This is a genomic window from Pseudoalteromonas sp. MT33b, assembly GCF_014117385.1.
GTDB classification, from domain to species: Bacteria; Pseudomonadota; Gammaproteobacteria; order Enterobacterales; family Alteromonadaceae; genus Pseudoalteromonas; species Pseudoalteromonas lipolytica.
In genome coordinates this window covers 1,477,783-1,492,510 of record NZ_CP059831.1, presented here as the reverse complement: position 1 = coordinate 1,492,510, position 14,728 = coordinate 1,477,783, and the positions used below count along the sequence as shown (strand labels likewise).

The 14,728-nt window shown below is 41.4% G+C and carries 8 protein-coding genes; 3 read left to right on the top strand and 5 right to left on the bottom strand.

The genetic code is table 11. From position 1 onward, the window contains the following. Positions 1 to 5 precede the first annotated feature (5 nt). Positions 6 to 1,631 carry an alpha-glucosidase family protein gene (locus tag H3302_RS06885; RefSeq protein ID WP_182396297.1) on the top strand — a complete coding sequence of 542 codons (1,626 nt, stop codon included), beginning with the start codon at positions 6 to 8 and terminating at the stop codon, positions 1,629 to 1,631. A gap of 49 nt (positions 1,632 to 1,680) precedes the next feature. On the opposite strand, the gene H3302_RS06880 is transcribed toward H3302_RS06885, so the two are convergent. Next, on the bottom strand, positions 1,681 to 2,229 hold the full coding sequence (locus H3302_RS06880) for a TIGR00645 family protein (protein WP_036968856.1): 549 nt from the start codon (positions 2,227 to 2,229) through the stop codon (positions 1,681 to 1,683). A gap of 243 nt (positions 2,230 to 2,472) precedes the next feature. On the opposite strand from H3302_RS06880, the gene H3302_RS06875 reads away from it, so the two are divergent. Beyond that, positions 2,473 to 2,715: a hypothetical protein gene (locus tag H3302_RS06875; protein ID WP_036968859.1), complete on the top strand. Its 243-nt coding sequence runs from the start codon at positions 2,473 to 2,475 to the stop codon at positions 2,713 to 2,715. 94 nt (positions 2,716 to 2,809) lie between these two features. On the opposite strand, the gene topA is transcribed toward H3302_RS06875, so the two are convergent. Further along, positions 2,810 to 5,476, bottom strand: coding sequence for a type I DNA topoisomerase (gene topA, locus H3302_RS06870; RefSeq protein ID WP_182396296.1), 2,667 nt, complete (start codon positions 5,474 to 5,476; stop codon positions 2,810 to 2,812). 308 nt (positions 5,477 to 5,784) lie between these two features. Further along, positions 5,785 to 9,549, bottom strand: a complete 3,765-nt coding sequence (locus H3302_RS06865) for a hypothetical protein (protein ID WP_182396295.1) — start codon at positions 9,547 to 9,549, stop codon at positions 5,785 to 5,787. Positions 9,550 to 9,742: 193 nt separating this feature from the next. Here H3302_RS06865 and H3302_RS06860 point away from each other — a divergent pair, with 193 nt between their 5' ends. Then, a complete protein-coding gene (locus H3302_RS06860; protein WP_036968865.1) occupies positions 9,743 to 11,074 on the top strand; it encodes a dicarboxylate/amino acid:cation symporter in 1,332 nt (443 codons plus the stop codon). Between the two features lie 62 nt (positions 11,075 to 11,136). On the opposite strand, the gene sohB is transcribed toward H3302_RS06860, so the two are convergent. Next, entirely contained in the window at positions 11,137 to 12,153 is a 1,017-nt protein-coding gene (gene sohB, locus H3302_RS06855) for a protease SohB (RefSeq protein ID WP_182396294.1), read from the bottom strand. 99 nt (positions 12,154 to 12,252) lie between these two features. Then, the gene (locus H3302_RS06850) at positions 12,253 to 14,685 is read right to left on the bottom strand and encodes a VolA/Pla-1 family phospholipase (protein WP_182396293.1); all 2,433 of its coding nucleotides are present in this window, start codon (positions 14,683 to 14,685) and stop codon (positions 12,253 to 12,255) included. Positions 14,686 to 14,728: the final 43 nt, after the last annotated feature.

The following is a 14,728-nucleotide window of genomic DNA, read 5'->3' as shown; positions in this document are numbered from 1 at the left end:
AAAACATGGCTCAAAAGCAGTGGTATAAAGGTGCGGTTATTTATCAGGTTTATCCGCGCAGTTTCCAAGACACCAATGGCGACGGCATTGGTGATATCAAAGGTATCATTGATCGCATTGATTACATTAAAAGCTTGGGTGTGGATGCTATTTGGGTTTCACCTTTTTTTAAATCACCCATGAAGGACTTCGGATACGACATTAGTGATTACCGCGATATCGATCCTATTTTCGGTAACCTAGACGATTTTGATGAATTAATTGCCCAAGCGCATGAGCGCAATATTAAAATCATCATCGATCAGGTATTGAGCCACACTTCAGATCAACACCAGTGGTTTCTCGATAGCCGTGAAGATAAAAATAATGATAAAGCTGATTGGTACGTGTGGGCTGACGCAAAACCTGACGGTACTCAACCAAATAACTGGCTGTCTATTTTTGGTGGTCCTGCATGGCAATGGGAGCCACGTAGAGGGCAATATTATTTACATAACTTTTTTGCTGAACAGCCAGATCTAAACTTCCATAACCCTGAAGTGCGTAAAGCCGTCCTTGATAACGTTGAGTTTTGGCTGAAAAAAGGCGTAGATGGCTTTCGTTTAGATGCCATTAACTTCTGCTACCATGATGCATTATTACGCGACAACCCCGCTAAGCCACCTGAAAAACGTCAAGGTCGAGGTTTTAGCGAAGACAATCCATATGCATTCCAGTACCACTATTACAATAATACACAACCTGAAAACTTAAGCTTTATGCAGGATATCCGTGCGTTATTAAATAAATACCCTGGCACAGTAGCCCTTGGTGAAATTTCATCTGAAGACTCACTAGCAACAATGGCTGAATATACATCGGGTGGCGATAAGCTTCATATGGGATATAGCTTTGAATTACTTACAAACGATTACAGCGCTGAGTATATTCGTAACACAGTAAGTACACTTGAAGAACGAATGACAGAAGGCTGGCCATGTTGGGCGTTTAGCAACCACGATGTTGAGCGTGTTGCGAGTCGCTGGAGCAAAGGGGATAACATCAACCCTGACCAATGCAAAATGTTAACAGCACTTCTTGCATCGCTTCGCGGTAGTGTATGCATGTATCAAGGCGAAGAGCTTGGATTAGGCGAAGCAGACGTTGCATTTGAAGACCTACAAGACCCATACGGGATAACTTTTTGGCCTAATTTTAAAGGTCGAGATGGTTGCCGCACCCCTATGCCATGGGATGCAAGTGATATAGAGCAAGCTGGGTTTTCTACAACAAAGCCGTGGTTACCTGTGGGTGAGCAGCACAAAGCAGTTGCTGTAAGCGCACAAGATAATGACAACAACTCCATTCTAAATGCATACCGTGAGTTTATGGCTTGGCGTAAAGCGAAAGATGTACTGCTAGAAGGAAGCATCGAGTTCATTAATACTGATGAGCCAGTACTTGCATTTTATCGCAGCCTCAACAGCACTAAGATGCTATGTGTGTTCAATCTAAGTGCACAACGCGCTGAATTTACAACTACTGATGTAATAACGCAGCAGCACAATGAACTATCACATCACACTGCTGAATTAACAGATAATACAGTTACTCTGCCCGGGTTTGGTTGTTTTTATGCAACTCTGAGTTAATCATCAGTTGTATTGTGAGAAGGCCCTGCATTATGCAGGGCCTTTTTTCTTAATGATTTGTTGTTTTACTATTAATATAATCTGTCAGCGCGAATAGCACGCCCGAAACAACAAAAGTAACATGTATTAAAACCTTCCACAGTAATTCATCCGTTGAATGATTTGCCGAACTTATAAACACCTTTAAAAGCTCTACTGCCGATATAGCCACAATAGCGCTTATTAATTTCATTTTTAGGCCAGAGAAGCCCACTTTACCCATCCAAACGGGTCTGTCTTCATGGTTATCTATATTGAGTTTAGAAACAAAATTTTCATAGCCACTAAAAATAATGATTAATAATAATCCCGCTAATAAAGCGGTATCAACCAGTGTCAAAATACCAACCAAGAGTTCCTGATTGCTCGCTGTGAATGTATTTAAGGCCATGCTGTATAAGTATTTAAAAAACTTTAATAGTAGAATCACAACCGCAACTAACAAACCGATAAAAAACGGGGCTAGCAACCAACGAGAGCGGAAAATAAAAGTTTCTACGACTCGCTCTAGTGTTGATGGAACTTTTTTAGGTTTTGTTTGCGACACTGACTCTGACATAACTACACGCTCATTTTATTTTTAAAATTATGTGGATAATACGTGGTTTACAATGCCAATGACTAGTTTCTACAGACAAAAAAATGATTATTTTTTGCTTATCTTAACGATAAAAATATTTCGTTATCTTTTTTAGATATTTAGTTTATAAATTCACTCAAGCAAAGTGGATAACAGTTTGCGTTCCATTACTGCGCTTTTCGATGGCAGTAACTATTAATTATGTTGATTAGGAATAATTAAATGAACAAAGCATTGCTAGCACTAATTTTGGCACCTGTATTAAGCGTGTCAGCGTCATACGCAATCGCTAACGAAGCACCTGAAGCGTCACCAGAAATGATCAAAGAATTCACTGAAATGTGTTTAAACTGGGCAAAGGACGACGATATCAGCAATGAAGAATTAAAACCATACGTATTAAAATGTGTTAACGATGAACTTGAAGCTGAAGGCTTTAAGAAAGTAAAAGACGTACAAATCTAATTTATCGTTGATAGCTAATAAAAAACCGGAGTTGACACAATGATGTGCGCTCCGGTTTTTTATGTTCAGCTATTCTATTGCTTTAACAGACAGGCTACTTTTTAGCCTTTGTTGCAGCTTTCTTTTTAGCGGGGGCCTTCTTCTTACTTTCTTCGACCCATTTTCCACCTTGATAATGAGCTGTCCAGCCTGTTGCTTTGCCGTCTACCTCTGTCATCACATACTGTTCTTTATTTTTACGGCTATAACGAACAATTGATGGGTTACCATCTGGATCATGCGTAGGAGCATCTGCTAGGTAATAAAACTTCTCAGAAATACGGTCTCTAAAACGTTTTAATTCTTCAACTTTAGGAGCTCGCGTTTCCCGTGATTTCGGGAATGTATTCGCCGCTAAGAAAATACCCGACGCGCCGTCACGCAGCACAAAATACGCTTCTGACTTTTCACACTCTAATTCAGGTAAATGGACAGGATCTTCTTTTGGTGGCGCAGCTTCACCATTTTTAAGTAGTTTACGGGTATTTTTACAATCATCGTTACTACAACCAAAATATTTACCGAATCGGCCAGATTTTAGTTGCATATCAGCACCGCATTTATCGCATTCGATTATTGGGCCGTCATACCCTTTAATTTTAAACGTGCCTTGCTCAACCACATAACCTTTACAGGCTGGGTTATTACCGCAGACATGCAGCTTACGGGTTTCATCAATTAGGTATGAATCCATAGCTGTTTCACAGATAGGGCAACGCTTCATTTGCATCAACGTTTCTGTCTCGACGTCTTCAACATCGGCAGCAATGGCTTCATCACCAGAAACAAGATTCATTGTCGTAGTACAGCGCTCTTTGGGTGGTAAGTTGTATCCTGTACACCCTAAGAAAACACCAGTCGATGCAGTACGAATCCCCATTTTACGGCCACAGGTTGGACAATCAATATCTGTTTCAACCATTTGGTTCTGACGCATACCACCTTGTTCTTCATCTCCTGAAGCGATTTCAAGCTGTTTTGAAAAGTCTGCATAAAACTTATCGAGTACTTGCGTCCAGATGCGCTCGCCTTCAGCGATATCATCTAGGCGACCTTCCATTTTTGCTGTGAAATCGAAGTTCATTAAATCTTCAAAGTTTTCAACTAAGCGGTCAGTAACGATCTCTCCCATTTTCTCAGCAAAGAAACGACGGTTTTCAACTCGCACATAACCACGGTCCTGAATGGTTGAAATAATTGAGGCATACGTTGATGGACGCCCAATACCTCGTTTCTCAAGCTCTTTAACCAAGCTTGCTTCACTAAAACGAGCAGGTGGTTTTGTAAAATGTTGTTTCGGGTCAAGCTCAACTAAGCTCAGAATTTCACCTTGCTTTACAGCGGGGAGTGACTGATCTTCTTCATTTTTCTTACGCACAGCAGGCTGTACTCTTGTCCAACCATCAAAACGAAGGACACGGCCTTTTGCTTTTAATTGGTAATCACCCGCGCCAACCGTTAAGGTTGTTAAATCATATTCTGCTGGCACCATTTGACACGCGACGAATTGACGCCAAATTAACTCATATAATTTTTTCGCATCGGCTTCAACACCGTCTAAATGACCCGACAATACAGAAACACTTGAAGGACGAATCGCTTCGTGCGCTTCTTGTGCATTGCCTTTAGAGCTGTAGCTAATAGGTGCTTTTGGTAGGTACTTATCACCAAACTGCTCAGCAACATAGTCACGGCACATTTCAACCGCATCTTTTGACAAGTTGGTTGAATCAGTACGCATATAGGTAATATGACCTGCTTCATACAAACGCTGAGCAAGCATCATGGTCTTTTTAACACCATAGCCTAAGCGAGTGCTCGCGGCCTGTTGCATAGTCGATGTAATAAAAGGAGCACTCGGTTTGCTTTTACTTGGCTTTTCTTCAACGCTTACAACTTCATACTGAGCTTTCTCAAGGTCACGAACCGCAGACATTGCTTGCTGCTCGTTAACAGGCTTAAATGACTTATCAGCGTGTTTTGTAACTTCAAGGCGTAAGGCAGACTCACTATTTTTAACATCGGCATGCACATCCCAAAACTCTTCAGGAATAAATGCTTTTATTTCACGTTCACGTTCTACCAGCAAACGAACAGCAACAGACTGAACACGGCCTGCAGAGAGACCGCGTGCAACTTTGGCCCACAACAACGGCGAGACCATAAAACCCACTACTCGGTCAAGGAAACGGCGTGCTTGTTGCGCATACACCATATCGGTGTTTAATTCACCGGGTGTTTCAAAAGCTTGCTGAATCGCATTTTTGGTAATCTCGTTAAAAACAACACGCTTATATTTCTCTGGCTCACCACCGATAATCTGTTCGAGGTGCCATGCAATCGCTTCCCCTTCTCTATCCAAATCGGTTGCGAGATAGATTTTATCGGCATTTTCTGCAAGCTTCTTTAATTCTTGAACGACTTTCTCTTTGCCAGGCAAAACTTCATAATGGGGTTCCCAGCCTTTCTCAGGGTCAATTCCCATACGCGCAACAAGATTTTTGTAATCTCGTTGTTTTTTATACGCAGCTTTTTCTTCTGGTGACATTTTTCGAACCTCAGCAGGGGTTTTCGTTGCTGCTGTTTTCATTTTGCCTGAACCTGAAGTCGGTAGATCACGTACATGCCCAACACTGGACTTGACGATAAAATCGTTACCTAAGTATTTATTAATTGTTTTAGCCTTTGCTGGAGACTCTACAATTACAAGTGATTTGCCCATAGCTGCCTATTTCTGACCAAGAATTTTAAAAGTTTTTTGCCCTTATAAATGTATATCTATCACATCAAACAAATTAGTATGATTTATTAACATCGGAGCACGAATATTTATAGGTATATCTACAAACACCAATTGTTACAAGCTTTTAATCGAAACTTTTAACCATTGACTGAATAATTGAACAATTTTTGCTGCTAAATTAGCCAAAATGATAATTTGCTGTATTTTTATGGGGAATATATAGAACAGCAACAAAAATGCCAACCTTCTGGTTGGCATTTTTTTAAATTTAAACAATTAAATACTTGTTAACCATCATCACTGATTGCGATTGGAGCTGAGGTAACTAAGCCTTTACCTGTGGTAAATTGAACAACTAGGTTCCCCTCTGCTTTTTTATTTGCTTCAGCCTCTCTACTAATTGTTAAACCAAAAGACATGGCTGACGTTTGACTAGTATTAGGCAGCTCAAAGCCAGATGTTCCACTGTAATCACCATTATCAGTGCTCACTGAAACCGCCGTACTCGCTGGTAATGGGTTATTGTAAACATCTGAAAAATAAAGCGCGAAACTTAAAGCAGCCAATTGGTTGCCAACCATCGCTGTGGTTATATTTATTGAACCTAAATCACAGTAATCAGTGTTATCTGTAGGTTCTAAGTCCAAGATAACGGCAGTTGATGAGTCACCAGCTTGACGATAAATCGTATTACACTGCGCTATATCAACCCCTAATTGCATTGCATTGTCAGTAAAAACTGTTGGGTCTGCTGCAGTTCTTTCATTGAGAGCCGAAGCAAATCGATTACGTAACTCAGCTTTCGTAACGACAAAACGAGTGTATGCTTCACTGCCGGACATAACAATTTCAAAAGTATCCCGAATATCAATGACTTCTTTGGTACATAAACTTTCAAACGTTGCTCCCACGGTTGGGGTAGTCGCGCTTTCAGTACACACTAAACCATTGTATTTACCATCAGCAAGTGTATGCATTCCATTTAAGTCAATATCCCAATTTTCCTCAAATTGTCCTGCATTGGTATTTGTTGGGCTACAGGGATCAGTTGCATCACCTTCTTGGCAAAATTCAGCTGACTTCGTCACAGTGCCACTCACTGGGTCGTAAATAGCTGCTAAACCGTCATAGAAACCATTTTCATTATGGTCGATAAAAGCTTCTGGTAAGTCATAGCCACTGTAATATTCATTAGTATCAAAGCGGCCATTCCCATTAATATCAATATATGATTCTTGACCCTTTGCTGTCACCAACACCGTCGAACGTGCGCCTAATGGTACACCATCGTCAAAAAACGCAGCGTTTCTAATTCCAGCCATACAAGGGGCTGCGGAACCAAAATAAAGGTCACAATTGATAACACCTGTTTTCGGGTTGATACTGTTGATTTTATTGCCCCACTTATCCTCGGTAAATGGCTTTGGATTCTGTGAACGCCACTGCGCAACACATTGACCATCAACTGTATTACACTCAAGTTGAGGGTTAAATTCAGCACCATCAAGAGTGCCAACCGCCCCACCTTCTGTTGTTAAATACACAGCCGTACCATCTGGTACAGGGTTATTAAAGTGATCAGCTAAATAAACAGAGATATCCGTGGTATCACCAATATAATTAAGTGCTTCTATGTTAATTATAGTAGGGCCAGCTGTGAAACTATTACCATCGGGTAAACCTGAACTAATAGAGACTAAATCTGATACACTCACCACTTGCTCATCAAGTGACACTAATGATAATTCACCTACAGGACACGATACATTACCATTACGTTCCGCTTCTGCTTTTTGGCATTCTAAATACAACTCCTGCCAACACGTGACATTATTATTCTGATCAGCAGGTATGAGCTCTTCAGGTATATAACACGCCTGTACACGTACCGCTTGTGGCACAAAGCCAGCATTTACTTGAATGCGCGCAAGCCCTTCAGAATCGGTAGAGACACTTGCATGTGAATAGCCACCAGCATCTGTTACCTCAGATAGTGAAATGCCACCGTTGGTTGAGCTTAAACGAAAATCCATTCGTTTTTGTTTTGCAGCATTACCGATTTCATCCGTTAGCTTAAATGTTAATTGACTGATTTCCTTACGAGATACGCCACCAGTTCCTTTTAACGCTAAAACATTTTCAGTGGCTTCAATGAATTCTATTGAACTGACTTCTGCAGCAGAAACAGGAACGTTTACATTAACTACTTTGGGCGTGCCACCAGTGAGCACTGTGGCTGTCACAGTATCACCTTGCGAAGTATTACATCCATTGGTTCTGTATGTAGCCGTTGCAACCCCGCTAATACTGGTTGCTTTTGAGTCCATTACAGCCAATCCCGACTCTACGCAACCAGACGTAAACTCAACATCGAGCGGTGTAACAATTGGGTTTCCGTTGCTATCAAAAATCGAAACGGTGATCACCGTAGTTGCACCAGCAGCCAATGGAACATATTCACCGTCGATTGGGTTACCTGATGCATCAAGTTTGTTGTATAGGCCATTGGTGATTTCAACATTAAGCTCTGCGGTGGCAATTTCAAATGCTTTTGAAAGAGTCACTGACTTGGCTGTCACCGACACTTCACCTGCACCACTGTTTGCACCTGGTTGTAGTTTTAAAACCGCGAAACCAAAAGGATCCGTTAATGCTTTGCCAGACTCAGGTAATAAACGACCTAGGTCAGTAGATAACTCTGCGATAATTCCTTCGATTCCATCACCTGAGCTGGTATCGGTAACTTTAACCAGAACGTCAATGAGTTGATCAGATGAAAACTGATTAACAACAGCACAGCCCGATGATAAATACGTTGTTTCTAATGAAGTCGAATAGCGATTAGCATCCCAGTCTGCCGCACAACCTTTTAAAAGCTTAATATCAAGTGCGGCTTCTGCATTTTCGATTGGGGCATCATCACCACTCGAAATAAAACCGGCGATTTTAGTAATTGTGTTACCACTTTCATCAGTGTATGTAGCTACAACTTGACCCGCGCCTTTTGAATTACCGCTACTTAAAGTAACAAATGCTTCGCCGTTGGCGTCTGTAAGTGCCGTCCCTAAAACAGGCGTAATTTTACCTGTATAGTTGGTAGAGAAAGAAATCAGTTGACCTGCTAAAGGCGCCTCATCGTCTAATAGAGTGGCTGTTACTGTTCCTTTATTATCTTTACTTACTGGGTTTTCTACACTGAATGGGAGGCCTGAGGCATCAACAATAGAGACGCCCAATGTCACTGTGCCACTCACACTTGAATCATCTGACTCAGAACCGTCTGATGTAAATGCAAATGTATCAAAATAGGTTTCGCCACTGACAGTATAAGAGGCTGTCACAATACCCGCACCGGCAACATCACCCGCTGTAAGCGTCATGAGTGCGTTACCATCGTTATTTGTTAATGCTGTACCTGATGAAGGGGTGAGCGATCCAATATCATCGGCAAGTGTGAATGTAACTCTTTGACCCGAGATAACTTCATCATCACGTTTTAAAGTAGCAACTAGGTCTAATGGTGCACCAGCGGTTACTTCATTATTGCTAGTTTGAGTTCCTTTAACAAAACCATTTAATGTAACCGTGAAAGTTTGATCGCCAGTTTGCGCATTGTCGCCCGCTGTTGAAAAGCTAAAACTACCAGAGAAAACAGTACCTGAGCTTGAGGTAAAACTGGCAATAATTTCATCTGCGCCAGCTTGGGTGCCTGCGTTTAATTTAACTTCAGCATTACCTTCACTGTTAGTCAGCGCTGAGGGTTGATCTAAAGTCCCCAAGTTATCCGCTAATGAAAATGTTATTTTTTTACCTGTTACATCTGAATTGCTACTCGTTAAAGAGGCACGAATCATTAAGGGCTGATCGGCTGTTACATTATTCGATTCAGTACCATCAGCGCTATACCCTTGCACTGTTATTGTATAAGTTGGGTTATCAGTAGTATTCCCACCGTCTAATGAACCCCCTTCTTTCTCAAGTGATCCACCACCGCCACAGGCGACTAAAAGTGAGCTGAAAACTATAACACTTAGCCATCGCAATAAAGGCATTGACCTCTCCCTAGTTAGCTATTTTCATATTTACATTATTGTTTACCTGATATTAACCTAAAATCTGGACGAATATCATAATTATTTTATCTGAATTGCATCGAATTAATTCTAATATTTATCGAATTTTTCTGTATAAAAATCTTCATGCTGGTAGGCTATGGCAAAATTTATAAAAATATAGATTAGGTGTATGTCAAAAGTCCGTTCATTGAGTCTCACATCTCGTATCATGATTGGTATGGTCTTGGGTGTGATCGTTGGTTTTATCTTCCAAGCAATTTTAGCGGGTGAAGACGATTTCCTTATTCCATTAGGGTTATTCTCTTTGCCAATTAAAGCATTTTTCGTTGATGGTATTTTCCACATTGGTGGTCAAATATTCATTGCCAGTTTAAAAATGCTCGTCGTGCCCCTCGTATTCGTTTCCTTGGTGTGCGGTACGTGTAGTTTAAGCGATCCAAAAACACTGGGCCGTTTAGGGGGTAAATCAATTCTACTTTACTTGGTTACAACAGCGATCGCGATTACTGTTGCGATCACACTTGCACTTTTATTTAATCCTGGCGAGGGTATAAATTTACCGTCAGATGCAACCTACAGTGCGAAAGAAGCCCCGACTCTTGCGCAAGTTATTATTGGGATGTTCCCAACCAATCCAATTGATGCAATGGCAAATGGAAATATGCTACAAGTTATTGTTTTTGCCCTTCTTTTTGGTGTGGCAATGGCTTTAAGTGGTAAAGCAGGTAAGCGAGTTGCTAGTGTATTTGAAGACCTTAACACTGTTATTTTAAAGCTTGTAACACTGCTAATGAACATTGCACCTTATGGCGTGTTCTTTTTAATGGCGAAACTATTTACAACCATCGACTTTAAACTGATTAAAAGCTTGGCACTGTATTTTAGTATTGTGATGCTGGCATTATTTATCCACGGTTTAGTGAACTACAGTATTCTTTTAAAAGTGTTAACAGGACTAAACCCAATAACGTTCCTAAAGAAAATGAAAAATGCGTGTCTGTTTGCATTTAGTACATCAAGTTCAAGTGCAACGATGCCAATCACACTGGAAACTGCCACTAAAAAATTAGGAGCTCAGAACTCAGTAGCTTCATTCACGGTCCCATTAGGCGCGACTATTAATATGGATGGCACCGCTATCATGCAAGGTGTTGCGACCGTATTTATTGCGCAAGTATTTTCTGTTGATTTAACTATATCAGATTACTTAATGGTTATTTTAACTGCGACTTTAGCCTCAGTTGGTACTGCAGGTGTACCCGGTGTTGGTCTGATTATGCTAGCGATGGTGTTAAATCAAGTAGGCTTGCCTGTAGAAGGTATCGCTATCATTATCGGTGTTGACCGTTTACTTGATATGACGCGAACAGCTGTCAATGTAACTGGTGACTGTATGGTGACATGTGTGGTAGCAAAATCGGAAGGACAGTTCGATGAGAAAGTCTTTAACGACCCTGACGCAGCCAAAGACCTAGAAGATTATCACAAATCAATTAAATAAATTTGGTCAATAAAAAACCCGCTCCTGAAGCGGGTTTTTTATTCGCTGTCATGCAAATAAATTTAAGGATTCATTCCTTTAAAACGTGACATTAAACTTACCCCTGCTTGACTGATACTTGAGCTCAGACCCACCGCGAGTTTATCCGTTAAGTTCTTTTTAACTTTGTACTTTACTTTATAGATTTGGCGTTCATCCGCTTGGTTTAGCAAGATATCATCACTGGTTTCAATTTTGTCCACTAAGCCTCTATCAAAGGCCTGAGTTGCAAACCAATGTTCACCTGTGGCAACCGAATCGATATCAAGTGAAGGACGTTGTTCACTCACGAAGGTTTTAAATAAACCATGTGTTTGTTCTATTTCCTCTTTAAACTTCTCACGGTCCTTCTCTGTATTTTCACCAAAGAGTGTCAAGGTGCGTTTGTATTCACCAGCAGTGATTTGCTCAAAATCCACATCATTCTTCTTCAAAATTTTATTGAAGTTGGGTATTTGTGCAATAACCCCTATAGAACCGACAATTGCAAATGGCGCAGCAACAATTTCGTTAGCAACGCACGCCATCATATAGCCACCACTGGCTGCAACCTTATCAATTGCTACGGTTAAATGAATACCAGCATTGCGTAAGCGTTGCAGTTGAGATGCAGCAAGCCCATAGCCATGAACCACTCCACCACCGCTTTCTAAGCGTACCAATACTTTGTCTTTTTCTTTGTCAGCAATGGTAAGAATTGCAGTGATTTCTTCACGTAAGCTTTCAACTTCATGGGCATCTATACTTCCATTAAAATCAATCACATATAATCTTGGCTTAGGGTCTTTATCTTGCTGCTCTTTTGCCTCAGCTTTTTGTTGTTTAAAGTAGGCCTTAAGCTCTTTTTTAGAGAGCGTATTTTCAATAAAGTTTTGCTTAAGATCAGCCAATTGCTCACTTAAATCATCAATGCTTATCTCGCCTTTCTTAGCCTTTGGCTTAACAGCAGCACCCACAATAATCGCAACGATGGCAGCAACAGCAACCACAAAAGTAAGGGTTTTGGCAAAAAACAAGCCATATTCATATAAAAATTCCAAACACTCTCTCCATTAATTGTTAATTCGCCACAATTTATCATGCTTTAAGGCAAAAAAAAGCCACATTATGTGGCTTTTTACTTAATTGGCGGATTTCACTTATTCTGTGACAACATCCGTATTCGTAACCTGTAGAAATTGACCGCGAGCTGCTAAGAAAGTCCCTATTTGCAGCTGCATTTCAGTGGTCGCTGCTGCACTCTCTTGCGCTGTTGCACCTGAGTCTTCAGTAGGCACAGGTGTTAGCACAGAGCTGTGATGTCCTTTAGTAAACTTAACTACATAACTCATAGGATCTGCGGTAGGCGCTTGTGTTTCAGCCACTGTCGTTAACCCCATAAGCTTTGCAAGAGGCAGACTCCCTGCAATTGGGTTGCTTGCAACCATCGGTGGAATAACTTGGTCTGCTTTATTATCTGCACCATCACCCACAACAACACTCATGTATACTGGTGTACCAAGCGCTGCAACTGTAGATGCATAGTTAGAGGGATCGCCACTGTCTAGTGCGGTTTGTGCTGCAAACGCAAATTGCGTTACTACGCCTTGAATATTAGCAAGTTTTTCGGTTTCACCAGCCATAGTTAATGAACCCACATACTCTTTATAAGCACATGTTACAAAAGCCGTTTGATTAGCCGATAATGCACCACAGTTTGAAAGTGCTTCATTTTGTGAATACGCACTAAACTCAGCCGACTCTTCAATACCAGCAGCAAGTAACACAGAACCTTGTACAAATGGGCCAAAGGTTGCTGATTCGATTAAGAAACTTGCAAGACCACCGCCACCACTGGCCAGTGCAACGCTTTTTACATTAAACAGTGGATCAACTTGTTCATCCAACGGTGAATTAGCAACCGCGACAAATGCAGGCGCCACTACAGAGCCCAGTGAATGGCCAAGGAAAGAGACATCTTGTGAATTAAGATCAGCTTGGCCTGTAAAGTTCAAGCCCATACGTAAACCTAACAAATCAGCTACCGATTGACGTAAGCTATCACGTGCAACTAATAATGACTGCAAGTTCATATAGCTTAACACCGACCCAGTCGATGCATTAAAATCATCGGTGCCATCGCCATTAACATCAACACCGCGCTCACCATGTCTTGGGTGGTCAATTGCTACAGTCGCAAAGCCTTGAACTGATAACTGAGCCGTAATGGCTAACATGTCTTCTTTTTTAGACGTAATACCATGTTGTAAAATAACAATTGGCCAACCACCCTCTGGCATTACAAGCGGATCTGCTCCTAATTGCTCACGGACAGCATTAATTACAGGCAAAATTGGCTTCGTAATTTGCACCGGTACATTAGCAATGCTCTGTGTTTTTGGAATGGTATTGTACTTAGTTAGATGTTTCGTTTGGTCAAGCCCTAAATCACGTAATTTACCACCACTTAGCGCCATACAAAGACCATCGTTCTCGCTAATTGGATCCGTTGGAAATGATGCTCCCGCAGAAGACGCATAACCAAGCACTGCCACACCACTGTCACATAACCCTTGCCAATAGGTTGCCGACAAATCACTGACATCAGTCCCCGTCGGTGTACCTAGGTACATGGGTAGCATCACGCTGCCTTTTTGATATTGCACCCCTGCAAAAGCTGGCGATAAACCAGTAATGCCTTGTGATGCAAATACTTGTTCAACCGTAATAACGGGTTGCTCTGGAATTTGCACTGTAGGACGCGGTAAAGCGTCTTGGGTTAGGCTGACAGCTAGCAGTTGTTTAACAGTGCCTAATACTTGACCTGCTGATTGCATTGTCATTGCCGCAGAGTAAATAATGTCATCTTTACTGATTTGGCCACCTGAAGTGACAGCATTTTCATAGCTGTTAATGACTGCTTGAAGTGACTTTTGAGAATCAGTAATAAGCGGTGCTTCTTCACTAACAAGCGCATACGTAGACGAAGGCTCAATTGAACGACCTTCAGAGTCCAACAACGACGTCGTTAATACATTTATATATGTACTACCCGCTTTAAATGGTTTTAGCGGAATAACAGCGACAGAATCACTCGAACCTTGCGTAATAAAATCAACACCAAAAGTGAGTTCTGATACCAGCTTACATGCAATACCTGCAGGTACTTGTGAACAGGTCTCATCAGTTTGACTTGCACCCATCACAACTTCAAAAATACGTACAGCACCAGGCCCCCCCGCCGAAGAGGCATCAAGCGAAACACCTGGAGGGAATGCGAGGTCGATTTTAAACGGAGTCTGTGTTGACCAACCATCGAGTGCACCCAATGCAAGTTGAGGATTAGCATATGCAGCACGAGGAACACTGACATTGTTGTCATCTAATTCGCCAGGGATATTCAGTGTACCGTCTAGTGTGCCACTCATTAATAAGTCATTTGGCACAGAGATAACACCGTTGGCAGGGTCAAACTTAACTGTCGCGCTAGGGATGATAGGAGGGCTGTCATTTTTTACATCTTCTAATGTTTCTCCTCCACCACAGCCGGTAATGACTGATGCAATGGCTAGTGAAAGTAGCAATTTTTTCATAATTTCGCTCCGCGCAAATCTTATTGTTATTGTGTGTTCAAGT